At 36.4% G+C, this 23,536-nt stretch carries 27 protein-coding genes; 12 read left to right on the top strand and 15 right to left on the bottom strand.

Annotated features, from left to right (window positions below; translation table 11 throughout):
- Positions 1-63: 63 nt before the first annotated feature.
- The 4 genes from AC2G3J_RS16200 to AC2G3J_RS16185 all read left to right on the top strand — a co-directional run bounded on the left by AC2G3J_RS16200 (position 64) and on the right by AC2G3J_RS16185 (position 3,128).
- Positions 64-267 (top strand): hypothetical protein, encoded by a 204-nt coding sequence (locus AC2G3J_RS16200; protein WP_336953336.1) that lies wholly within the window; start codon positions 64-66, stop codon positions 265-267.
- Positions 268-659: 392 nt separating this feature from the next.
- Positions 660-1,109 (top strand): hypothetical protein, encoded by a 450-nt coding sequence (locus AC2G3J_RS16195; protein WP_483770279.1) that lies wholly within the window; start codon positions 660-662, stop codon positions 1,107-1,109.
- A 247-nt stretch (positions 1,110-1,356) separates the two neighbouring features.
- Positions 1,357-1,824 carry a hypothetical protein gene (locus AC2G3J_RS16190; protein WP_419328048.1) on the top strand — a complete coding sequence of 156 codons (468 nt, stop codon included), beginning with the start codon at positions 1,357-1,359 and terminating at the stop codon, positions 1,822-1,824.
- A 587-nt stretch (positions 1,825-2,411) separates the two neighbouring features.
- On the top strand, positions 2,412-3,128 hold the full coding sequence (locus AC2G3J_RS16185; protein ID WP_483770278.1) for a DUF1003 domain-containing protein: 717 nt from the start codon (positions 2,412-2,414) through the stop codon (positions 3,126-3,128).
- A 743-nt stretch (positions 3,129-3,871) separates the two neighbouring features.
- On the opposite strand, the gene AC2G3J_RS16180 is transcribed toward AC2G3J_RS16185, so the two are convergent.
- From AC2G3J_RS16180 to AC2G3J_RS16160, 5 genes are all read right to left on the bottom strand, one after another.
- On the bottom strand, positions 3,872-4,405 hold the full coding sequence (locus AC2G3J_RS16180; RefSeq protein WP_483770277.1) for a GTP-binding protein: 534 nt from the start codon (positions 4,403-4,405) through the stop codon (positions 3,872-3,874).
- 14 nt (positions 4,406-4,419) lie between these two features.
- A complete protein-coding gene (locus AC2G3J_RS16175; protein WP_483770276.1) occupies positions 4,420-5,391 on the bottom strand; it encodes a hypothetical protein in 972 nt (323 codons plus the stop codon).
- 457 nt (positions 5,392-5,848) lie between these two features.
- Positions 5,849-6,508 carry a hypothetical protein gene (locus AC2G3J_RS16170; protein WP_419359143.1) on the bottom strand — a complete coding sequence of 220 codons (660 nt, stop codon included), beginning with the start codon at positions 6,506-6,508 and terminating at the stop codon, positions 5,849-5,851.
- Positions 6,509-6,523: 15 nt separating this feature from the next.
- A complete protein-coding gene (locus AC2G3J_RS16165; RefSeq protein WP_004722950.1) occupies positions 6,524-6,964 on the bottom strand; it encodes a ClpXP protease specificity-enhancing factor in 441 nt (146 codons plus the stop codon).
- 26 nt (positions 6,965-6,990) lie between these two features.
- Complete coding sequence (locus tag AC2G3J_RS16160; RefSeq protein WP_419359144.1) at positions 6,991-7,644, bottom strand: glutathione S-transferase N-terminal domain-containing protein; 654 nt, start codon at positions 7,642-7,644, stop codon at positions 6,991-6,993.
- A gap of 122 nt (positions 7,645-7,766) precedes the next feature.
- Between AC2G3J_RS16160 and AC2G3J_RS16155 the strand changes: the two genes are divergently transcribed.
- The gene (locus tag AC2G3J_RS16155) at positions 7,767-8,231 is read left to right on the top strand and encodes a hypothetical protein (RefSeq protein WP_483770275.1); all 465 of its coding nucleotides are present in this window, start codon (positions 7,767-7,769) and stop codon (positions 8,229-8,231) included.
- 69 nt (positions 8,232-8,300) lie between these two features.
- On the opposite strand, the gene rpsI is transcribed toward AC2G3J_RS16155, so the two are convergent.
- Positions 8,301-8,687, bottom strand: a complete 387-nt coding sequence (rpsI, locus tag AC2G3J_RS16150) for a 30S ribosomal protein S9 (protein WP_004647927.1) — start codon at positions 8,685-8,687, stop codon at positions 8,301-8,303.
- A 12-nt stretch (positions 8,688-8,699) separates the two neighbouring features.
- Complete coding sequence (rplM, locus tag AC2G3J_RS16145) at positions 8,700-9,128, bottom strand: 50S ribosomal protein L13 (protein WP_004722943.1); 429 nt, start codon at positions 9,126-9,128, stop codon at positions 8,700-8,702.
- Positions 9,129-9,337: 209 nt separating this feature from the next.
- Here rplM and AC2G3J_RS16140 point away from each other — a divergent pair, with 209 nt between their 5' ends.
- The 4 genes from AC2G3J_RS16140 to AC2G3J_RS16125 all read left to right on the top strand — a co-directional run bounded on the left by AC2G3J_RS16140 (position 9,338) and on the right by AC2G3J_RS16125 (position 13,249).
- Entirely contained in the window at positions 9,338-10,375 is a 1,038-nt protein-coding gene (locus AC2G3J_RS16140; protein ID WP_483770274.1) for a hypothetical protein, read from the top strand.
- 202 nt (positions 10,376-10,577) lie between these two features.
- Positions 10,578-11,549, top strand: coding sequence for a 4-hydroxythreonine-4-phosphate dehydrogenase PdxA (pdxA, locus tag AC2G3J_RS16135; RefSeq protein WP_336953321.1), 972 nt, complete (start codon positions 10,578-10,580; stop codon positions 11,547-11,549).
- Between the two features lie 38 nt (positions 11,550-11,587).
- A complete protein-coding gene (gene rsmA, locus AC2G3J_RS16130) occupies positions 11,588-12,400 on the top strand; it encodes a 16S rRNA (adenine(1518)-N(6)/adenine(1519)-N(6))-dimethyltransferase RsmA (RefSeq protein WP_336953320.1) in 813 nt (270 codons plus the stop codon).
- On the top strand, positions 12,401-13,249 hold the full coding sequence (locus AC2G3J_RS16125; RefSeq protein WP_483770273.1) for a symmetrical bis(5'-nucleosyl)-tetraphosphatase: 849 nt from the start codon (positions 12,401-12,403) through the stop codon (positions 13,247-13,249). It begins immediately after the preceding gene.
- 130 nt (positions 13,250-13,379) lie between these two features.
- On the opposite strand, the gene AC2G3J_RS16120 is transcribed toward AC2G3J_RS16125, so the two are convergent.
- From AC2G3J_RS16120 to hflX, 5 genes are all read right to left on the bottom strand, one after another.
- A complete protein-coding gene (locus tag AC2G3J_RS16120) occupies positions 13,380-13,826 on the bottom strand; it encodes a DUF2147 domain-containing protein (RefSeq protein ID WP_336953316.1) in 447 nt (148 codons plus the stop codon).
- Between the two features lie 52 nt (positions 13,827-13,878).
- Entirely contained in the window at positions 13,879-14,322 is a 444-nt protein-coding gene (locus AC2G3J_RS16115) for a DUF2147 domain-containing protein (RefSeq protein WP_336953314.1), read from the bottom strand.
- A 94-nt stretch (positions 14,323-14,416) separates the two neighbouring features.
- Positions 14,417-15,085, bottom strand: coding sequence for an LrgB family protein (locus AC2G3J_RS16110; RefSeq protein ID WP_336953312.1), 669 nt, complete (start codon positions 15,083-15,085; stop codon positions 14,417-14,419).
- 9 nt (positions 15,086-15,094) lie between these two features.
- Positions 15,095-15,466: a hypothetical protein gene (locus AC2G3J_RS16105; protein WP_034610058.1), complete on the bottom strand. Its 372-nt coding sequence runs from the start codon at positions 15,464-15,466 to the stop codon at positions 15,095-15,097.
- Positions 15,467-15,509: 43 nt separating this feature from the next.
- A complete protein-coding gene (gene hflX, locus AC2G3J_RS16100) occupies positions 15,510-16,841 on the bottom strand; it encodes a ribosome rescue GTPase HflX (protein WP_483770272.1) in 1,332 nt (443 codons plus the stop codon).
- A 338-nt stretch (positions 16,842-17,179) separates the two neighbouring features.
- Here hflX and AC2G3J_RS16095 point away from each other — a divergent pair, with 338 nt between their 5' ends.
- Positions 17,180-17,992, top strand: coding sequence for a lysophospholipid acyltransferase family protein (locus AC2G3J_RS16095; protein ID WP_483770271.1), 813 nt, complete (start codon positions 17,180-17,182; stop codon positions 17,990-17,992).
- Positions 17,993-18,524: 532 nt separating this feature from the next.
- Here AC2G3J_RS16095 and AC2G3J_RS16090 read toward each other — a convergent pair.
- Positions 18,525-20,153 (bottom strand): phospholipase D family protein, encoded by a 1,629-nt coding sequence (locus tag AC2G3J_RS16090; RefSeq protein WP_336953309.1) that lies wholly within the window; start codon positions 20,151-20,153, stop codon positions 18,525-18,527.
- Between the two features lie 166 nt (positions 20,154-20,319).
- On the opposite strand from AC2G3J_RS16090, the gene AC2G3J_RS16085 reads away from it, so the two are divergent.
- Positions 20,320-21,330, top strand: a complete 1,011-nt coding sequence (locus AC2G3J_RS16085; protein WP_336953308.1) for a metallophosphoesterase — start codon at positions 20,320-20,322, stop codon at positions 21,328-21,330.
- Positions 21,331-21,346: 16 nt separating this feature from the next.
- Here AC2G3J_RS16085 and AC2G3J_RS16080 read toward each other — a convergent pair whose 3' ends face one another.
- Positions 21,347-21,895 carry a hypothetical protein gene (locus tag AC2G3J_RS16080; protein WP_483770270.1) on the bottom strand — a complete coding sequence of 183 codons (549 nt, stop codon included), beginning with the start codon at positions 21,893-21,895 and terminating at the stop codon, positions 21,347-21,349.
- A gap of 174 nt (positions 21,896-22,069) precedes the next feature.
- A complete protein-coding gene (locus AC2G3J_RS16075; RefSeq protein ID WP_483770269.1) occupies positions 22,070-22,828 on the bottom strand; it encodes a 50S ribosomal protein L7/L12 in 759 nt (252 codons plus the stop codon).
- Positions 22,829-23,037: 209 nt separating this feature from the next.
- On the opposite strand from AC2G3J_RS16075, the gene AC2G3J_RS16070 reads away from it, so the two are divergent.
- A complete protein-coding gene (locus tag AC2G3J_RS16070) occupies positions 23,038-23,406 on the top strand; it encodes a ribonuclease E inhibitor RraB (RefSeq protein WP_336953304.1) in 369 nt (122 codons plus the stop codon).
- Positions 23,407-23,536: the final 130 nt, after the last annotated feature.

Genomic DNA, 23,536 nt, shown 5'->3' with positions numbered 1-23,536 from the left:
TAAAAACATCGTTTTTATGGATTTAATCTCAAGGTCTTTTTAAGAGTATTGGGGGAAACTTTTATGATGGACAAATTTATTATCAATGTAAATGCGCAAGTCAATGGTGTATACGAGGTACACAATGCAAGCAAATCTTGTGAGCATTTACCTAAGGCGGAAAATCAAAATCTACTGGGATTTTTTGCGACAAGTGAGCTGGCAATTAAACGAGCAAAGATGAATTGGCCTCGTGAAAAAATCAAGGGATGTATTTGCTGTTGTTAAGAAGCTCATAGCCTTTAACCATCACCAATTTTACCTGCAGTTCCATCTTTATGTGGTGGAACTGCATAACATTAAAAGGAATAGAGCGTATATCTATTCAATTGAAATGTATATTTTAAACGTCAATTGTTTGAAGTCACGATGAAAGCTTATGCTGACTCATCGTTTTAAAAATAACTTGGGGATTAAAAGTATGCTGATACTTTTTACTGTTTGATATAAAAATAGAAAAATTAATAAAAACTTCATCAATAAATAATCTGATTTTTGTGATGTGTATTTGATAAAAAGTAATAAATTTTAATGATTTAACATAAATATTTGTTTTAAAACAAAAATATAAATGCTATTAATAGCTCATAATATAAACATCACATGGATAGGTGAGAACAATGAGAAAGTTCGAGATCGAGATCAATTTGCCTGCACAAGATATCGTATCATTTGAGGCAGAGGACATTGAGCAAATTCATGCAAAATTTTATGCGATCAATTGGCGCCGTTTATTCCTGACGCAGGGGCAAGTTGAAAATTCTGATATTTCCTTTGCTGTACAGGACACGGAGACAGAACTTTATTTACATATCCAGTTAAATACACACTCGAGTAAAGCAGACCCTGTTTTTCAGATCGATAGCAATATTCAACTGGTTGTTGAAAGTAAAGAATTTTTGGGGCTTTTAACACGTAAAAAGAAATATGATGTGGTGTATAAAAACTTAAACCAATCACAAGTTTCAGAACAGCTCAGCTTATTCCTAAACGGTCAAATCGACGAGATGACAGAACAATATCGACAATTGATGCATAAAAAAATGCTACAAGAGCATCGTTTGGCATAACGACTAGAGATTGACATCTTCTATATAAAATAAGGAAGCTTGAGCTTCCTTCTTGATCTGTAAAAAAGAATAAACGGGCTTGATTGTTTGACCAAGAGATAAAATACACCTAGTGCATATAAAAATCAAATATAGTGATAAATTTTACAATTTGTAATTTAAAATCAATGATTAATTTATAATTTTTTGATTGGAGTCGCTATTAATTTTAAAGAGTGTTGTTACACTACAAATAGATTTTAAGGGTATGCGTTATAAAATAATGAACAAGTTTGAAATTCAAATTCAGTATCCTAATCACGCCGATGAGCGTGAGATGGAGCAAGAGAGCGATTTAGACATTGCTGAGATATTGGCGAAATTTGAAAGTATCAGTTGGCGCCGTCAACGCGTTTTGCAATTACAATTGGATGGTCGAAACACTATTTTTACAGTGTTGAACTCAGCGTCAGAAGCATTTTTAAAAATTACATTAAATGCTTATGCAAAAAGTGAGAATTTTGAATTTAAGATAGAAAGCAATATCAAATTGATTTTCCCACAACGCGAATTGTTTGGCTTGATGACACGAAAAAATAAAGAAGTATTTGCAATCAAACACAGTACACTTGAACAGGTAAAAGCGAGTTTAACTGCATTTTTAAATCAGGATACCCAAGGCTTGGAAGATATTTTGCGTGATAGTAAAACAACCTCGCTAAAAGATGCGCCTTAAGTTAGCAGATTAAAGCGTGTGATCATTGAAATAGAATGACTAAAATGCAAATTTATAAATTTGCATTTTTTTTAAAATTTATGCAATAAAAAATCATTAAATAAGCTTTGTTGAAAAATTTTCTTTATTAAGTAACTTTTAAAGGAAAATTTTCCTAAAAAATAAAAAAATTAATCTATCTTAGGAAAATAATCCCGAGTCGATTTGGCTAATATTTATCTCAAGGATGTAAGGGATCGAAAAGAGTAGATTGCTGCCAGTTGCGTACAACGTGAGTGCAGTACTTACCCACAAGGTCTCGATTCGGCTTAGGACGCTATAAACCATAAGTTTATAGGCAATAGGATTAAAACTTACCAAGTTTTAATAGTTGAAGTAAACCAGAGTTGTTTTCCCACTCATCCTGAAAAATTCGATAAAAATAATGTGAAAATCTCAAATTAGATTCATCAATTAAGCCTATTCAAAACATCAGAAAAATACATTAAAGCAAAATGATTTCATCTCAGCATCCCATTAAAATAAGTTCTATACTTTATTCAAATAATGAAAGATATTGAAACCAAACAATGATAAAGAGTAGTGTAATGAATGATAAAAATGAAAATCATATTTGCTTAATATGTAATCAAACTTTTTCACATGCGAATGTTGTTCCGCTCGGGGCTATACGTAAGGTTATTACTGAAGAAATTGCACGAGATTTTCCCAATTGGTCTGCGCAGGATTATATTTGTAAATTAGATTTAACCAAATATCGTATGCAGTATGTGCAATCTTTGCTTCAATCGGAGCAGGGGGAGGTGTCAAACCTAGAGTATGAAGTGCTTAATAGTATGCAACAGCATGAATTAATAACAAAAAATACTGAAACACAACTTGAAAAAAAATGGACCATTGGGGAAAGGCTCGCAGATAAAATTGCAAATTTTGGCGGAAGTTGGACGTTTTTAATTTGTTTTATGCTCTTTTTAGTTGTTTGGATTTTATTAAACACAGTTGTGATCGTAAAACAACCTGCTGATCCTTATCCGTTTATTCTATTAAATCTTATTTTATCTTGTCTTGCTGCAGTACAAGCACCAATTATTATGATGAGTCAAAACCGTCAAGAAGCCAAAGATCGTATACGCTCCCAAAATGATTATAAAGTCAATTTAAAAGCTGAATTAGAAATCCGTCATTTACATGAAAAAATAGATCATTTACTCATTCATCAGTGGGATAAACTGGCAAAAATTCAGGAAATTCAATTGGATTTATTATCAGAAATGAATAAAAGAGAAGTAAAAAAAGGCGAGTGAAAGATTAAAAATACAGAAAAAGCTTTTGAGCGTTACGGCTCTTTTGAGTTGGTGGCTTTGTTGATAAGAACAGAAATATATTCTCGATTTTTTAAATGAGTTTGCAATAAAAAATCATTTTAGAAATATAAAAGATAAAAAATCCTTAGATTGTGATTGATTTTGGAAAATAATTCTAAATTTCACGAGAAAATCTTAATCTTAGGAAAATAATTCCGAACCGATTTCGTTAATATTTATCTCAAGGATGTAAGGGATCGAAAAGAGTAGATTGCTACCAGTTAAGTACAACGTGAGTGTAGTACTTACCCACAAGGTCTCGATTCGGCTTAGGACGCTATAAATCAGAAGTTTATAGGCAATAGGATTAAAACTTACAAAGTTTTAATAGTTGAAGTAAACCAGAGTTGTTTTCCCGCTCATCCTGAAAAATTCCATGAAAATTATACCGTAAAATTCCATTTATTTGATCTCATTAACTTACCGACAAAGCAATTAAGAAATTATCAATAAGAAGCTAAAAATCATACAGATTGTTAAGATGCCGCAGTATAGGTATGCATTAATGTACCGACCTAGAGCAAGCCATAAATGGCAATTCATACAATTATATGAATAGAGATAAGTTTCAATATTTTATTCGCTCACGGCAGAATTTTAATCTGTAATTATTTCATTACTTAAATAACTTCTTTTGGGGATTCCATTAGTAGATCTGCTGCAAGTGAATACTGATCAATAGCCTATAAATATTTTACTTCTAATGTGGTGATTAAGGTTTCTAAGAGCAATAACACATCGGCTTTCTTGCGTGCATCAATAAAAAACACAGGTAAATTTAGATCGCGTTCCATCAACCATTGACGGTATTGGTGCGTTGGCTTATTCATATCATCATCGATATGGGTGACTCCAATCACAATGTTTTCACCATACTGTTTAAAAATATTGAGGTAGTATTCAAGTTCATCTAAGGGTGTTGCTAAGCTATGATCAATCAACAAAATCGTACCAATCGCGCCTTTGCATATCACGCCCCACATAAAGTCAAAGCGACCTTGTCCTGGTGTGCCATACAGCCCAACTTTACTGCCATCATAAAGGGTTACTTCGCCATAATCGATTCCCACGGTTGTGTTTAGTTTTTTATGGCTACGATCATCGGTGTTAAATGCTTCTGTTGCTAATACAGGTATTTCTGATAAAGATTTAATCGCTTCAGTTTTACCTGCCCCCATTGAACCAGCAAAAACAATTTTGTACTTCTGAATAATCATCGTAGATTTATCCCTTAAAATTTAAATCGACTTTTTAATTTGTTAAAAAAGCTTTTTAAAATCCCTTTTTCTTCCGTTTGCTCAGTATCACTTGGTGTTTTATCAAATCGACTTTCTTTTGCTGAAATCAGTTCAGCGTTATGGATGGCTAAATTCGCAGCAACAAAGTGTTGCACGGTTGCGACTGGAATGTTGAGTTTGTCTGAGACATGTTGGATTTCTGCCCCAGAAATAAAGCATGCACTTAGTTGTAGCAGTAATTTCTTATCCAACTCATTGGGTTGAATCCAAAATTTGAGACGATAATGTTTATCAGCTTCAGGTACAGTAATTAAATTGGGATTTGTCCAAATCAGGTTAAATAACCAATTTTCTAAATTGAATTGTCGTTTACGTGAAACTTTTATAAAATCCGCAGTGACTGCTGCCGTATAGTGTATCGAGCGATCTGTTTGGTATTCTTCACGAGTTGCTTCAAGCCATGCCAGATGCGCATGATGGTCGATAATCGCAATCGTGCCGAGATGATCATTTAAAATGACTTTACGACTGTCGTGATGGAAAAGCGCTGCAAAAAAATCAATTTCTTTGATTTCAAGTTGATCATCACCTTCATCATCTGAAATTTGGCTAAGTTCAGATTGTTCTATTTCAGTCTTATGCAGTAATTTGATGTTGACCCAGTTTTTCAGTGTGAATTCGTCATAAATAGGGATGCAGAGTAAATTATCTTCAGCACTTTCTTTATGTTCACTATGTTTTGAAATTTTCAAATAAGGAATATTTTTATTTTGGATAATATTCTGGATATTATTGTTTTCAAAAAACTGCTCATTGATCAAAATACAATTTATATTTTGATCTGAAACACTTGTCCAATTTATACCAATATTGGTTGGTAAAATTTTTCTAAGCCTTATTTTAAGATCGTCAGAGGTGGTTAAACCTAAGCCTGAAATTGCGATATTGATACATTGATTGTTCATAATATCACTTATCTAATATTAAAAAATTAAAGTGTAAACTGTTTTTTAACGGTCGTAATTAGTTTAAGTTAACGCTAGATTTGTTCTTTTTCCAGTAAAATCATTTTTTTAATGTTTAATTGCTTGGCATTTAATCAGTATATTTCTTACATTATTATCCTCCTGTGTAAACTGTTAATTTTTCTTAAAGTTTAGAGAGTTTCATTGCTTTAAATTAACATTAGTTATTATAAAAAATCTATCTCAAAGTTAAATAAATTGCTTAGTTATTTTTATCAATAAAAGCTTAACTTAATAGTAAATTAAATATTTATTATGTTTGTGCATGTTTTATCATTTATAATATTATTACTGTGATTTTAATCACATGAAATGATTAAAATTACTTAAGTATTTTTTACATGAAAAAAAGCGATCATTTCGATCGCTTTTTATAATTTTTGATTATCAAACTAAATTAAGCAAAAAGCTTCGTCGCTGCTTCAAAAAGAATATATAAAACCACAAGTGCTACCACAGGTTCTGCAATTTTAGCCCAAGTTGGATTTGCGGTTTCGGTTACTATGACTTCTTTGTGATCAGCATGAAGATCTACTTTTTGAACATTGACCATTTGATTAAACTCCTTCATCGTTTCATCTAATGATATCTCTTCTTCAGGCACAGGTTGAGAGCCAATCAGTTCGGTTAGTTCGTTTGTTGACCAAACCCAATCTTTTGCCTGACCCGATAGGTGCTCAATTTGACCAATCACCAATTCTCGAAGACCTCGCTTACCTAAACTTCCTGCTGTTTCAAGTTGCTTTAATTCTGCAAGCTGTAGTTCAAGAATTTCCGTTGTTACAGGTTCAAGTATAGATTTATCTAAACTGGATTTATTCTGGGTAGAGGTGGTGAGGTGTCGAGAAATTTCTTGGCTGTATAACTGATCTTGCGAAAGAATTTCTTGATATAAAGCATCATCATCCTTACGCCATAGCGTAATGAGTTTACCCAAGGTTAAAGCATTGAGTTCTTCAATATGTGCAATACGTTGGGCAGGCTCTAATTGAGATAATAGCTGAGGCTTTTGAATCTTTATCTGCTCAGCAAAGTATTGTACGAGATCAAAAGCCATTCAGTTCTCCTTGTTCTATTCTAAAATTCTTAAACTTGGTTTTTTCTTTGGTGCCTCAGTTTTAGTTTCTACTTCTTCACTTGTATTTGATTCTAAAACATCTTCATCAATTTGCACATTGGCATATTCATCTGGATCAAAGAATAATCCTTGTCCATTTTCACGTGCATACAAGCCTAATACCGCATTTATAGGCACATAAATATCTTTGGATGCGCCGCTAAAACGAGCAGAGAAGGTAATTGCTTCATTGGTCATATTTAACATATGTACAGAATGTGGTGCGATGTTCAATACAATTTGTCCATCTTGTACAAATTGTTGTGGTACATCGGTATAGGGTTTAGTTGCGTCAACAAGTAAGTATGGCGTTAAATTGTTGTCGCAAATCCATTCATATATTGCGCGTGCAAGGTATGGTCGAGTTGGGGTTAAGTTCAATTCTTGTTCAGACATTAAAAAATACTCTATTGATTTGCGATCTAGAATTTTGCCAAAAATTCACTATATCTGTGTTTCTCTTTAAAAGTCATCGACTTTAAAAAAGCAGGGCGGCTAAAAATCCGTTGGCAATATAATAAAATTGGACGAGATTGCTGTTTCGGTAATTCAATTCCCATATGTTTTAACCGTATGAAAATTGGCGCTAACATGCAATCTAAAATTGTAAAGTTTTCAGACATAAAATAAGGATAATGTTGAAACAGTGGGGTCAGGGATACCAAAGTATCTTTTAATTGTTTTTGTGCATTCTTTTTTGCAGCTTCATTAAGTGTATCTGGGTGGCGTAGCATAATGTCTGCAAGTTTAAGCCAATCTTGTTCAAAGCGCCAAATATACTGTCTTTGCTCTGCGCGTGGTGCTGGGGCATCCGCATAAAGTTTGTTTTGTCGATAACGGTCATCTAAGTATTCAGAAATAATACTAGTATTAAACAGCTTTAAATCGTTTTCAATCAGCATAGGTAGTTGATTATATGGATTTAAACTGGCTAAATCTTCATCATCTTCTTCGACAATGATTAAGGTATGTTTAATTTGTTTTTCTACAAGAAGAAATCTAATCCAATGTGAACGAAAGTCATCCTCGTGGCTATACAATGTAATCCCTTGTTGAGGCGCATTTTCGACAGGCATATTCCAAAAACTAAGTGAAGTGAATAGAGTAGAATACTAAAAATAGACAATAAAATCATCTTAACTTTAATAAGCTTATGGTGGGTATTGCTATCAAATAGATAGGAAACAAGGATAAACCTATGAATTTAATAAATAAGCACAGTAAATTGGCGTTGGCATTGCTGTTAATGATGGGTATTTCAAATACATATGCAAAGAAGCAACCTTTGGATACTCAAGTACAAGAGGCTGCCACTGAAGCAATCGAAGCTGCAGGAGCAGAAGTGGCTGGAGAAGGAACCTTATGTAGTGCTGATGAGGCCTGTGATGTTGCGTCTGCTGCTTCTGAAGAAGAAATGTATGGTGGGATCAAACAAGAATATGTCGTAAAAGGTTGTAAGGTGACGATCTACAATGATGGACCCGTGAAAATGGTCAATGTAAAGACCGATAAGCCGTGTAATGCACCGCTTCCGAAAGATCATAAGTTCTCTAAGGAAACTCGAACTTATCAGGAAAATGGCTGTACGATTACAGAATCAAAAGCTGCCGATGGGATTTCTGACGCTGTCATGGACTGCTCTAAACGAGATAAAACAAAATAACTTCAAATAGTTAACCCATAAAAAAACCTCGGCAAATGCCGAGGTTTTTTGTCCGATTCGGTAAACGAATTAACGTTTAGAGAATTGAGGACGTTTACGAGCTTTACGTAAACCAAGTTTCTTACGTTCAACTTCACGAGCATCACGAGTAACGAAACCAGCTTGACGAAGAGCAGGTTTTAAAGTCTCATCAGAAGCGATCAATGCACGAGTAATACCGTGACGGATAGCGCCTGCTTGACCACCGATACCACCACCAGCAACAGTGATGTAAAGGTCAAATTTTTCAGTAACTTCTAAAAGCTCAAGTGGTTGACGAACAACCATACGAGCAGTTTCACGACCGAAATACTGTTCAAGAGTGCGGTTGTTGATTACGAGTTTACCAGTACCAGCTGATAGGAAAACACGTGCAGTTGCGGTCTTACGGCGACCTGTACCATAGTTAGTAGCCATGTGCTGTATCCCTTAGATGTCCAAAACTTGTGGCTGTTGAGCAGTATGAGGATGCTCAGTACCAGCGTACACTTTCATTTTCTTGATCATCGCGTAACCAAGAGGACCTTTTGGCAACATGCCTTTTACAGCACGTTCGAAGATTTCTTCTGGTTTGTGAGCAACTAATTTTTCAAAATTAGTTTCACGAATACCACCAGGGAAACCAGTGTGGCGATAGTATTTCTTATCAAGTGATTTTTTACCAGTCACTTGTACTTGTTCAGCATTGATCACAACGATGTAGTCACCAGTGTCAACGTGAGGCGTATAAGAAGTTTTGTGTTTACCGCGTAAACGACGAGCGATTTCAGTCGCAAGGCGACCTAAAGTTTTGCCAGAAGCATCAACAACATACCAGTCATGTTGAACTTCAGCTGGCTTAGCGCTGAGAGTTTTCATTAAACCACTACCTATTATAGTTGGTTTGGACTATGGAATCTGTCCAAACAAAAAGGAGTGCGAATTCTATCTGAAAAGAGTTAGAGTCGCAATTGAAATATTGAATTTCAAGCGCATCATTATATTGATAAACGTAGCCAAAAGCAAAGCTTAGTTTGGATAAAATGTTGTAAGGTTTTCTGATTTATATTGGAATTGTGACGGACTTCATGAATAATAAAAGTGATATAAAGAAAATAAGTCAGGCAAAAATGAAAATAATAAATTCAATAAAATTCCTTCTACTGATATTGGGTGGAGGCAACTTAAACCTTAGTTTTGCTCAAGCTGATTTGCTGGATCAGGCATCATCTTTACCGAAACTTCATCCAAGTGCTCCTGTGCATTATCAAAATCAAGCTGATCTTGGAGACAGGATTATCTCTGTTCAATGGATGACGGAAGATTTTTCTACAGAATTAAAAGGCGGTGTGGCTGTCACTTGCCAGCCTTTCGGTATTCAAGCGACTACAAAAGATATTGTTGCAGGCTCAACGATTCCACTTACGCTATATGATCCAGAAAATGACAATAGAGACGAATATAAATTAAAAGGGACTGTTGGTGCGGATGGTATCGCAAGAGTAGTTTTTGACTTGTGTGAACCAGAAGCATTTCATGATTTTATTACAGCGCCAAATGAAAAGGTGATACCGTCTAAAATCGTTGAAAGCAAACTTGCTCAAAAAAATCAAATACAGATCCCGTTTTCTTTAAAGTCAAACCAGTTAAAACAAAGTCAATTAAATAAATCCCAGTTCAATCAATTGAATTCAATAAAAACAGAAGAAAATGACAAAATAAAACAAGTAGGAACAACCAACGAAGAAAAAGCAGCAAGAAAACAACAGCAAGGAGAACCTGTTACGATTCTGGATGCGAAATGGATGACGGTCGATTTTAGTGAAGAAATTCAATCCGCATATCCTTGCCAAGCGGTTGGATTACTTATTCAAACACAACATATCCCTATTGGTGAGGAAGTCGATGCTGTCGTGCAATGGGGGGATGATGATGATAAAAGCCGAAGTGGCGAATATACAGTCTATGGAAAAGTTGAATCAGACCATCGAGTCAGAATAATCTTTGATCAACATATTGCCCCATCCAAGTGTGGGAAAGAGGTTGAATCGATGTTTGATTTCTCTGAGATTGATCAACAGCAAGCTAATCCAGAAACTCGGCCAGCGTCTAAAAGTCAGCTCTAAAGCATTTTAAGTTTCCATCATCTAAGTCTGATGAAATATAAAAATTGTTTGCAATGGTCTTATATAGGTGGTTTGAGAAATATTTTTGGTTCATTTTTTACGTGATTTAGTTATATTCGATATAAAAAATGAACTTGAATTGGAAATGATAATTTAGAACCGATGTATACTGTCTATGCAAGGTCTATTAAAAGAGTTCTAGATGCTTCCTTTATATATAACCAGTGGTGAGCCTGCTGGCATTGGCCCAGATATTTGTTTAGATTTGGCAGATCGTATTGATGATCGTCCAGTTGTTGTATTGGCTGATATCAATATGTTGAGGGATCGTGCCAAAATTTTAAACAAAAGTGTTCAGCTCATTGAGTATAAAGGACAGACGGAGCGTTTGGCTCAAGGTCAAGTCTATATTGAACATGTTCCTTTAGCTGTAGATGTTATTTTAGGGGAGTTAAACCCACAAAACTCTGCATATGTGATCGAGCAATTGCGTCGAACTGCGTACTATGCGATGCGCGGGCTGAGTGTTGGTGTTGCTACAGCGCCAGTACAAAAGTCAATTATCAATGATGCAGGGATCCACTTCAGTGGCCATACAGAATATTACCAAGAGTTTGCGGGTGTGGAGCGTGTGGTTATGATGCTTGCAACAAAAACGTTAAGAGTCGCTTTAGTGACCACCCATTTACCATTGCGGGATGTTGCAGATGCCATTACCAAACAACGTCTCCATCAGGTGATTGATATTCTGATTCATGATTTAAAAACAAAATTTAAAATTAATCATCCGCGTATTTTGGTGTGTGGTTTAAATCCTCATGCAGGTGAAGGTGGTTATTTAGGTCATGAAGAAATTGATACGATTAATCCTGTACTTGAAAGTTATCGAGCGCAAGGCATAGACATGAGTTTAAGTATGCCTGCTGATACTTTATTTACTGTGGATCATTTAAAAGGTACTGATGCTGTTTTAGCGATGTATCACGATCAGGGGTTACCTGTGTTAAAATCGCAGGGATTTGGCGAAGCCATTAATATTACTTTAGGTTTACCTTTTATTCGGACCTCGGTCGATCATGGTACTGCGCTCTCCCTTGCAGGTACAGGCCTTGCAAAAAGTTCAAGTTTGCATGTCGCTGTCGATTTAGCACTTGATCTAGCTCGTTCGAATTAAGTTGTAAACAACCTTATTTATCACGTTGGATATTTTTTATGTATCAAATTAATGCCTTAAACCCAAAAGATGAAGGGCATCATACGCGCAAGCGTTTTGGACAAAACTTCTTACATGACCAACGTGTGATTGCCAAAATTGTTCGTTCTGTCGCCCCGCGAGCAGGAGAAAATATTGTTGAAATTGGGCCAGGTTTAGCTGCTTTAACTTCGCCTTTAAATGGTGAATGTGATGCTTTGACTGTGCTAGAGCTGGATCGTGACTTGGCAGCAGGCTTACCGGGTCGAGTACCACATCCTGAACGTCTAACTATCATTGAAACTGATGCATTAAAATATGATTTTACTGAATTATTTCAGGAAGGTCGTCCTTTACGTGTAGTCGGAAACCTACCTTATAATATTTCAACACCTTTGCTTTTTCATCTCTTGGAATTTGGTGACAAAGTCAAAGACATGCATTTTATGTTGCAAAAAGAAGTGGTTGATCGTATTACAGCATCTCCAAACACCAAAGAGTATGGTCGTTTGTCAGTCATGATTCAATACTTTTGCAAACCTACTTTCTTGTTTGAAGTACCACCGGGATCATTCAATCCACCACCAAAAGTAACGTCTGCGGTATTTCGTTTAGAGCCATATGCAACTAAACCGATTGTTGCTAAAAGTGAAAAAGCTTTGGCACGTTTAGTATCGCATGTGTTTACACAACGCCGAAAAACATTACGTAATAGCTTAAAAGGCATGTTGGTTGAAGACGGTTTTGAAAATGCTGGTGTAGATCCAATGGCACGTCCAGAAACCTTAACATTGGCTCAGTTTGTTGCATTATCTGACCAAATGGTGGCTTAAATGGCACTGGAAAAAGTTAGATATAATTATGTGATTGGCGACGTACAAGGGTGTTTTGAAGCACTGAAAGCACTACTCAAAGAAATCCAATTCGATGCTGATCAAGATTTTATTTGGTTTGCGGGCGATTTAATCGCCCGTGGTGAAAATTCAGTGGGTGCAATACGTTTTATCAAAAAATTATGCGAACAAGGCAATGCTGCAACAGTCCTTGGTAATCATGATTTAAATCTGCTGGCGGTTGCACGTGGGATTAAAAAGCTTAAAGAAAAAGACCATATTGCTGATGTCATTCATGCTTTAGAAAGTGATGAATTGGTTGATTGGTTACGTAAACAGCCTTTGTGCTTATTTCCCAATGAAAAGACAATTTTGACTCATGCGGGTATTCCGAATATTTGGGATGCGGAAAAGACCGTAGCGTTGGCCAAAGAAGTGGAAGCAGTCTTAGCGCATGATGACTTTACTGTGCTTGATTCATTTCTGAAAGAGATGTATGGCACTGAGCCAGATTTATGGGTAGATGATTTACAAGGTCATGCTCGCTTACGCTGTATTACCAATTATTTAACCCGTATGCGTTTGACCGATGCCCAAGGTCGTTTAGAGTTTAGCTTTAAAGATGCTTTAGATGAGCCGATGCCAGTCGGTTTTCAGCCATGGTTCAAATTTGAATCGCAGACAGCAAAAACTCATCAGATCGTTTTTGGACATTGGGCAGCGTTGCAAGGTGAGCGCATCAATCCTCAAATCCAAAATGTCGATGGTGGGTGTGTTTGGGGGCATCAACTGCTGGCTTATCGACTAGAGGATCAAAAACTTTTCAGTGTAGATAACCCTTTTTTTTGATATGAATAAAGCCACAAGATGTGGCTTCTATTTTTGGCAATGTCACGAGATTCAAGCATAATGTCAATGCGCCATTTTAAATGATTTTAATCTTTTAACTGGCGAATTCATCTACCAATTGAAAAGTAAATTATTCTTGTCGAATCCAAGTCTGACTTCGACCAATGAGTGAAATACCAAGATAGCCACGTAAGGTCAGGCGGTTTCCACTTGCATTTAAGCGGGCTTTACCGTGATAAATTTTTCCTCCGCGAGGATCCAGAACTTCGCCACCAATATAGTTGTTTGGGTTATTTGGATCAGCTTTTAACTTTTGTAAAATGGTTAAGCCAATAATCGGTTTATTGGTAAAGGGTGCGGGGCAATTGCGGCATTGTGTTAAAACCGTTTCACCGGGTGCTGGAAAATCTTTAATGATTTTGCCGACATAAGTATCATCTTTTTGTTTCTCGATTTGAATATGTGCACGCACATAACCTGTTTTATCATCGACAGTGCGCCATGTGCCAGTAATGTCAGCTGCATGTGTCCAGCTGATCATTCCCAGTAGCATACAACTGAAAATTCCTTTTTTCATAAGCATACCTATTTTCTTTTAAGTTTAAATGTTGTGATCTGTGAATAAGGCCTTATTCACGAATCCAAGTTTGACTACGGCCGAGTGCAGACACTCCAACATAACCTCTTAACATCAAGCGATTACCGTTTGAGTTGAGTTTGGCTTTCATGGAATAAATTTTACCTGTAAGTGGATCGATAATTTTTCCACCGACATAGTCTTCATCACTGGTTTGTTTGAGATTTTTAAGAACATCCATACCTAAAATGGGTTTATTGGTATAAGGCGCTGGACAGTCTATACAGGTTTCTTTTGGGGTATAACCAGGACGCGGGGTAATTTTGATGATTTTACCAGTATATGTGCCATTGGCTTCTTTGCGTATTTCAAGCACAGCTTTAGATGAGCCAGTTTTATCATCGATATTTTTCCAAATACCAGTGATATCTTTTGCCATACTGCTACAGCTTAAAACAGAAAATAATGTCCCTAAGATGAACTTATTAAACCTCATTTATTGATTCCTTATCAAAATGGGGGAAAGAATAGTTCATCTTAAGCTGAATAATTACTCTAGGCAATCATGTGAAAAGTAAAATAAATCACATTTATTTTATAAAAAGTATAAAAGTTGGCAACCAGATGGCTGTGAACACCGCATTTACTGCCATTCCAAAGGCTGCATAACGACCTGCAACCGCTCCACGTTGCCAAGCTTGGGCCGTTCCGATGGCATGTGCAGCCAGTCCTAAAGCCAAGCCAGATGCGCGTTCATCATTAATATTACGTAAAATAATCGATGAAAATGCTGCCCCAATCACGCCCGATAAAATTACGATCAAAATCACTAATGTGACTGGTGAGTGCAGTAAAGTTGCAATATTAATTGCAATTGGCGTTGTCACAGCACGTGTGGCAAAGGCCATAATAGTCGGTTCTGACATATGCAGTAAATAAGCTAAGCTCATAGGTAATGCAACAGCACTGATACTGGCAAAGACCAAGATCCCTACGACAGATTTCAGTGGTAAATCATCATAACGCATTGCGGCTAATGGAATAGCCAATGCCACAGTGACATAACCGAGTAGGTGGCTAAATAGACCATTCATATCGGTATTGTATTTTTCGTAAGGAATTTTAAAGATCATTAAAATTCCAATCACAAAAAACATGCCAATAACCAGAAGCGGAATTTGAGGAAAGCGTTTATTAATTGGTTTCGCTGCCAAGTAGGCAATTAGTGTGATTAAAAAACCAGTGATTACACTTAACATATCAGCCTCCTATAGCCACTTCTTCGCCATTTTTGCATAAATCCAGAGTGGAATCAGTGTACTGACAAACATCACAACCAAGAATAAGGGGATCTCTTTTCCCATACTGACCAGCATGATTAATGAACCCGCACATATCGGTAGGAAAGCAAATCCACTTTCTCTCATTAATTTATTGTTGGTATCGACCAGACGGGCAGGGATTTTCTTGAATCTACGCCATAAAACCAACACAAATAGTAGGCTGAGTAGACCTGTTAAATTGCCCAATTCAGGATGATTAAATTGTGACATCACTAACACAGAAGCTTCACGAAAGAAGATGATAAGTCCTATTGTGAAGATCCATGCTTGCCAATCGATACCTTTTAACTGATCCATGTGTGTTTATTTATAAAAATTGATCTTTCACGTTTTAACCGATTTAGCGCTTTATTTCAAACTCTTCTAACGGTCTTTTAAATTGCTCTGCCTTATTTCCAAGTATTTCAACGAGTGGTAAATGTGCCTGATTAATGAGCTGTTCCAGTTTTTGTGGTGCCATGGCAACCACCAATTGTAAGTTGCCTTCATCGTCATAATGTTCAGATTCGATGACGTTAAGATCGTAAAGTTGATTTTTTAACTTACCATAAGCGGGTTTTAATTGTAGTTCAAAACGTTGAATTTGGCCCATCAAACATTCATGTACCGCTTTACGTAACAGGTCTAAACCTTGTTGTGTATGGGCTGAAACATAAACACGCTCAGGTTGGTGCGGTTTGGCATAAATGATTTTGGCTTCTTCTCCGCTTTGATCGATCTTGTTATAAACTCTTAATATTGGAACATCTGCGCCAATTTCATTTAACACCGTTTCTACGGCATCAATTTGTTCCATGACATCAGGACTACTCGAATCGATGATATGTAGCAGTAAAGTGGCTTCTAAAGTTTCTTCCAAAGTTGCCTTAAAGGATTCGACTAAAGAATGAGCTAGATTGCGCACAAAACCAACAGTGTCTGCAAGAACAAGCGTGCCAATACCATCCCAATCTAAACGGCGTAAGGTTGGATCAAGTGTGGCAAATAATTGATCCGCTGCATAAACATCACTATTTGCCAAAATATTAAAAAGTGTTGATTTGCCTGCGTTGGTATAACCGACTAAAGACACAGTTGGAATATTGGCTTTTTGGCGAGCAGCCCGGCCTTGAATACGTGTTTTTCGGACTTTTTCTAGACGATCTTTGAGCTGTTCCATACGGATGCGTAATAGACGTCGATCTGTTTCAAGTAAGGTTTCACCTGGTCCACGTAGACCAATACCACCTTTCTGACTGTCTAGATTGCTACGACTGCGGACTAAACGTGATGAAAGGTGATCTAACTGAGCCAATTCAACTTGTAGTTTACCTTCATGGGTACGGGCACGTTGCGCAAAAATATCAAGAATCAAACCTGTACGGTCGATCACACGACATTTTAAAATACGTTCTAAATTGCGTTCCTGAGCGGGCGATAGTGCTTGGTCAAAAATGACCAATTCCACTTCATCTGCCTCAACTTGCTCAGCAATTTCTTCTGCTTTACCTGAACCAATAAAAAACTTAGGGTCGGGTTTAATCCGTTGTACGCTTAAATGCTCTAATATATCCGCGCCCGCAGATTTAGCCAGTAATCGAAATTCTTCTGCATCAAGATCTTCTAAGATTTGAACATTCACACTGACTAAAATGGTTTTTTCACCACCTTGATTTTGATCAAAGTATTCCACAGATTGTAAAACTCAGACATTAGATTAGAAAAATCATTCTAAAGGATATTCTGTGTTAAATCCTTAGCCGTATGCAAAGTATTGGAATAAATTTATAACCATTTGAATTTATTTTAAAATGTTTATTTATATTTCTCTAGTGATTTTTTAGATGTTCTGAAAAAGCTAGCTGCGTGATTGATACTCCATCTTCTTATAATTTAGGATTGTGCTTATCTGAATATTCATTTAGCAAAGTTAATCAGGGTTAATGTCATCTATGATGAATGCAAGTTGGTTTAGATATGTATACAATAGTGCCAGTTTAATATGAAATACATTTTGTTTAGTGAATATCTATGACTCAACAACAAGCAATCAAAAAGTCAAAACCATCGAAATTAAGCGCTTTATCTAAAGTCTTTTTGTACAGTAAAAAACTGATATCAGGAACATCTGCTGTTGCAGAAGGCTTTTATCTGGTTTACCGCCATCAACTCTATAAAGATCCCAATAATCCTAAAAATACCCGTTATGTTCAATATTTTTGTCGCCGGCTAAGTGAAGTATTTAATGTTGATGTACGTGTACATGGCGATATTCCTCGTGAACCTGCATTGTGGGTGAGTAACCATATTTCATGGTTGGATATTGCTGTTTTAGGTTCTGGGGCAAGGGTATTCTTTTTAGCGAAAGCTGAAATTGAAAAATGGCCAGTTTTTGGCAATTTGGCTAAAGGTGGTGGAACCCTATTTATTAAACGTGGTTCAGGGGATTCGGTGCGTATTCGAGAGCAAATCGCTGAGTTCTTAAGTAAAGATATTCCAGTTTTGTTTTTCCCTGAAGCAACGACCACCGATGGTTCAAAAGTCAAAAAAGTACATGGTCGGATCTTAGGTGCAGCGATTGAAGCTAAGAAACCCGTACAAGTGTGTGTGATTTGCTATGTAAATCAACATGGGAAATTAGATACCGTGGTGCCTTTTATTGGCGAAACCACATTTGTTGAACATGTTCAAGCTGTGCTGGAAATGCCAAAGGTTGTGGCGCATCTCAAAACCTTTCCTGCGATTGCAACAGAAGGGCATACAGTTGAAAGCCTGACTCAACAAGTGCAAGTGATGATGCAAAAAGGCTTGGAAGATCTACAGAAAGAAGTCCTAACAGATTGACGATCTATTCAAAATGATGTTTCTGACTGTTTTGAATAGCTCAAAAGCTGTCTGCAAGAGTGTGTAGGTTTATAAAATATCTTTATTTTTTATCAGAATAGATAATCATGATTTTTACTCAGCAAGCCAACATATTTGTCTCTGGAGCAGAGTCACAACGAGGATTGTTCGAAAAAGCAAAAAATAATAAGTGAGGACGATTGATTCTAGATTCAAAAATACAGTGAAGGCATTATTGTTTCTCAACGATTTTACCAGAGATGGCTATCGCATTTGTCGGCATGGATGCCGCCGTTGGTCAAGGGCGATAAGGATTGCCCCTTTGACAAACTTGAGCAAAAACAAAGCACGGCTTTGTTTGCAGCGTAAGTTTTGGCATTGCCCGAGAAAAGTAGAGCATCGCTTATGCAAATTGATCGAAACTTTTCTCAAAATATAAGGCAGTGAATACACCTTATATTATGCAATTTTTCATGAATTGTATTACTTTGCTTATTCAGTGCTTATACCATATCTATGAAACTATTCAGGATTACATAAAGCCCTCAATCGGCAACCAAGAAATCACCTTAATTCCTGCTTTTTGCCACCACTTCATTTTTGGTTCTTTTCTTAAAGTGACAATACCTTGAGGTGTTTCTTTGAGCCAATTGATTTTATTCTGTGAATCTAGAACCAACTTATAAGCATATTTTTTTAAATTATCGTCCATGGTTTTATGTACAGCAATTGCCAACGGTGGACTGTTGATAATGACGCCAATTTCAGTATTTAAGTTGGCTGAACGTGGGTCGAAATTAAATGAACCAATAAATACTTGCTTATTATCCACAGCCATCAGTTTGGCATGCAAGCTAGAACGGCTTAAGCCCTTTAAACTGACTTTGGCTTTCTTTGAGATTTCTTCTGAATTGGCATAGAGATTCTCCTCAGAAACGGCAGGCAGGAACTCATAAAGCTCGACACCATTTTTTAATAAGTTATCTCGATATTTTGCATAAAATGCATGCACCAATGCGACATCATTGGCTTTAAATGAATTGGTCAGGATACGTACTTTGACGCCCTCATCTGCCAGCTCAACCAGTTTCTTTGCGCCTTTTTTTTGCGGAACAAAATAAGCAGAGATCAGATCGACATTTTGAGTTGGGATATCTAAGCGTTTCACCATTTGGAAGTTGAGATGCTGTTCTTTTTTTGCCTTGGCCTGAATTTTATCAGGGGCATCTTTGACCACCTCTGCTTTGACCCAATCAAGTTGAATATTCTGATTGAGCCACTGATCAAAAGCATGCGTACGATTACTTAAATTTAAATAATTTTGAACCGTAATTTCTTGGTAATGGTGGGTTAATTGTTCTTTTAGGCTGTCATAACGTAAGGTGTAGGTACTGTGATTGACAATATTTCTTACCGGATAAGCATAGCTATGATTCCAATATTCATCAAAAGAATGGGTAATATCATCTACCGCTTGGCCTACAAGCATGACATCAACATCTGAAAATTGATAATTGTCACTAACATTGTAATATTGATTACTCATATTACGTCCGCCAATTAATGAAATCTGATTATCAGCAGTAAATGTTTTATTATGCATACGACGATTAATACGTTTTAAATCCAGCACCATATCGATTGGACGAATACTTCTAAAACGGTAAGGGTTAAATAATTTTACTTCTATGTTTGGGTGTTGATCTAAGGCGAGATAAACCCCTTCCATTTGTTTAGCATTATTATCATCGATCAGTAAACGAACTTTAACACCGCGATCTGCGGCTTCAATAATTTTGTATAAAGCCAATGAGCCAATTTTGTCATTGTCCCAAATGTAATATTGCAAATCTAATGTTTTTTGTGCTTTTTCAATCAAATTGATGCGTGCTGCGATTGCTTCCAGCGGATCATACAGAACGTGATAACCAGTTAACTCTGGATTTTGCGCTTTTAATGGGGAAATAATTTGTGCTAAAGGGGTATCTTTGGTTTCTATATCGTAAGCATATTCGGGTTTAATATTTTCTTGTCGAGGTAGAGTTGAACAGGCAGAAAGGCTGAGTAAGAGGCAAGAACCGATCATCACCCAAAATTTTGACACATGGTGATTGTGAGCTTTTTGCTGTAATTGGGTATTACGATTGATCGTTCTTTGCATAATATTTTCTAAGATTTCTCAGAGCTAGAGTATAATTGCCTGAGGATATATTGACAATTCATTGATGTTTGCTGAAATGCAATCCATTTATGAAATGCCAATATCCCCTTTTCAAAAGATAAATAGAGAGATGACAAGTACATACACAGTACTTGAGAGATTGAATATGTTTCCAACCCTAACCGTTACATCAATTTTTTATCTCTGCTTCATTGTGCTTGCAATATGGGGAATGAGCCAAGCATGGTTAAGTCAATCTAGAACTGAAACGATCCATCCTTTTAAGTCTTTCGTCCATTTACTCGCATTCTACCTATCTTATTTATTAATTCCGTTGTTATTTTTTAGCATTTATGCAGGTTACATCGGAAAATTCTCATTACATGAAAGTATTTTTGTTTTTTTGCTCAGTGCATTACTGATTTATGCTCGTTTTATTGAACCACATACAGTTCATGTTCAGCATATAGGTTATTGTTTGGGACAAGAGAAAACATTTACTCAACCGATTAAAGTTGCGCTGCTTGCTGATTTACATATCGGACTATTTTCTGGACATGAGCGTCAGCTGAAAACAATTGTCAAAAAAATTAATTTAGCTCAACCCGATTTTGTTGTAGTTGCGGGAGATTGGACCTATGAGCCTGAAAATAAATTGGTTGAAGAGTTGGCGATCTTAAAAGAGATTGAAGCTCCTATTTATTCAGTGAATGGCAATCATGATGAGCAATATCCGGGACCACCGATTCAAGGGTTATTGGCAAAAGCTTTAGCAGCCAATAATGTTATGGATATTGAAGGTAAAATTGTTGAATTTGATGATTTTCGTTTAATCGGTGTGGGTGATTTATGGGCAGGTAAAGCGGATATGCGCTATATGCCTGACTTACCTCAAGACAAACCGTGGTTAATTTTGTCACATAACCCCGATACGGTAGATATGGTTCCGCAATTACCTACACGTCCGCTGATGCTGTCTGGGCATACACATGGCGGGCAAGTTGAATTGCCGTGGTTGACCAGCTATGTGATGAAAAAAGTGTCTATCCTCGGTCATAAACGTGGTTTATATCAGCATGAAAATGCCGATGTATTTGTCAGTGTCGGTACCGGTATGGTGGGTGTACCTTTTCGGTTTAGAGTACCACCAACTATTGATATTATTGAACTGAGTTAATTTTCATACTGATCAATCATGTTTTAAAATCGTAAAAGGCTGCAATCCCAATCAAAACAAGAAACCCAATCAATAACAGCATGCTGCTGGACATATTCTGATGACTCAAGTCTTCCACCCCTGAGGTTTGAACCGAAGCGTAAGTAGGGCTTGTTGAATCATAAGATGAAGACTTTGCTTGTGATGAGGTATTTTGCGTCTGTCCTTGTATAAAGTTTTCGGCAAATTTGGATAAAGCATCTGGTTGAGTCAAATCGATTTGGAATTGTTTTTTGATCTCTTGCCAGTCGGGATGTTGATCATTGATTTCAATGGTTTTACCATCCTGATGGGGTATTTTCACCGTACTAGATGAAAAGTTGAATTGAAAAGATTTGCTTTCATTTTTTATATTTGGTATTTCGCCCGATAAAATTTGAGGGTTTGCTTTAAAAGCATGAAGCGCATCGGGTGATTCATGTAGGATGCGGACTAAATTTTGTGCTGCGGTAGGATCTAGTTGAAGTTGTGCAATAAGGAATTGTTCTGCTGGTTCTATTTGATGGTATTTAAGTAGATCAAGCAATGCTTGTAATTATATTTGATTCAATGGGTAGATGCTTACCCCGAATAATTTAAGTGATGAGAACAAGAGCTTTTAGTCGAAAGGCTTTCTTTTGACTGTTTTAAACTTTATTAGACATTTTGCATTGCATATTCAATCTTATTGCTGTGTTAAATTTTATCGCGGCGTTGCATTTTATTGCTTGATAAAAAATTGATATGCAAGCACAGCAACAATCGCAATAACAATAAGCATAAAAATAGGTAAGCCTTTTTTCTGGGTTTGATCTTCAATACCGACCGGTTGTATTGTCACGCTGGATGGGCGGGGAATTGAATGAATATTATGTGTCGAATTGACAGCGCTATCACGTGCTTTGGCTTTCATTGCAGCAATGTAGTCAGCAGCCGAATCATATGTTTCACCTTGCGTAAAATGATGCATAATTTCATTCCAGTCAGGATGATGTTCATCTATCAACACTTTTTGATGATCTTGATCTAACACATAGATTTCGCCAGTTTCAAAATTCGACTGAATTGCCTTATAGCGTGGATGCTGACTATCATAAAAATCATCATCGAACTGAAATTGATTGATTGCTAAATGAGGATTTTCAGTGAGCTGTTCTACAAAGTCTTTGGAATCTTTTAGCCCAAGGTTTGAATTTTCCATGACCAGTTTAATCGCTTCAATTTTACGATTTTGTTGAATCAGGACAAGAATGTCTTGTTGTGGAGTTTGCAAGTGTATATCACGAGAAATAACACTTTGGGCAGTATCTGAAAATGCAAAGTCGTATGAGTTTTCTGTCAGGTTTTCTACATAATCCTTCGCGTCTTTCAAGCCTAAGTCTGAGTGGTCTTTGACCCATTTAACTGCTTCAACTTTACGACCTTGTTGAATCAGTAAAAGAATTTCTTGTCGTTGTTGTTGGCTAAAGTCTGGCATCATGCACCTGTCATTATTAGTTTAATCGTCAATGAATATAGGTTAACAATAGATATGAGTTTTATTAATCATAGAATTAATTCAATTTTTATTACAAATTGACGTCAAATAAAAGTAGTAATTTGTGTGCGAATGGGCAATATTTTAAAACTGTCATAAAACTTTGATATTGTAAACTCATAATATTTATAACCTTAAAAGAGGGCTTAGCCATGACTCGTGATTTTGAAAAATTCCCAGAAGATGATAACGGTAATCTACTTTGGCAAATGCACGAAGATGGTGATGATTTGGAAGAGGTACATGAAATCGAGTTTTCTGTGTATTTTAAAACACAAGAACTTGCTGAAAAATGTGCAATTTATCTTTTACACGAAGAGCAAAAAGTTTCACTGTATTTGGACGAAGAAGTACAGCCAAATGAATGGGTGATTACAATTTATGTTCATCTTCTTCCAGACTACGAAGACATTGTGGATTTAGAGCAATGGTTTACTAAAATTGCTGAGCAGTTTGAAGGTGAGTATGATGGTTGGGGATGCACAACCTATATATTTGATGATGAAGACGATGAGGAATAGATGACTGATATTGTTTTAAAAGCATATCCTTGTTGATCTGCTTTTTTAAGTTTCAGACTACTCAAACCATACATATGAAAGCTTTATACAGCGCTAAACTTGATTTTCAACAAGAATAATAGTCAAGGAT

It is taken from the genome of Acinetobacter legionensis (assembly GCF_057165765.1).
This window is presented reverse-complemented; position numbering and strand designations above follow the sequence as displayed.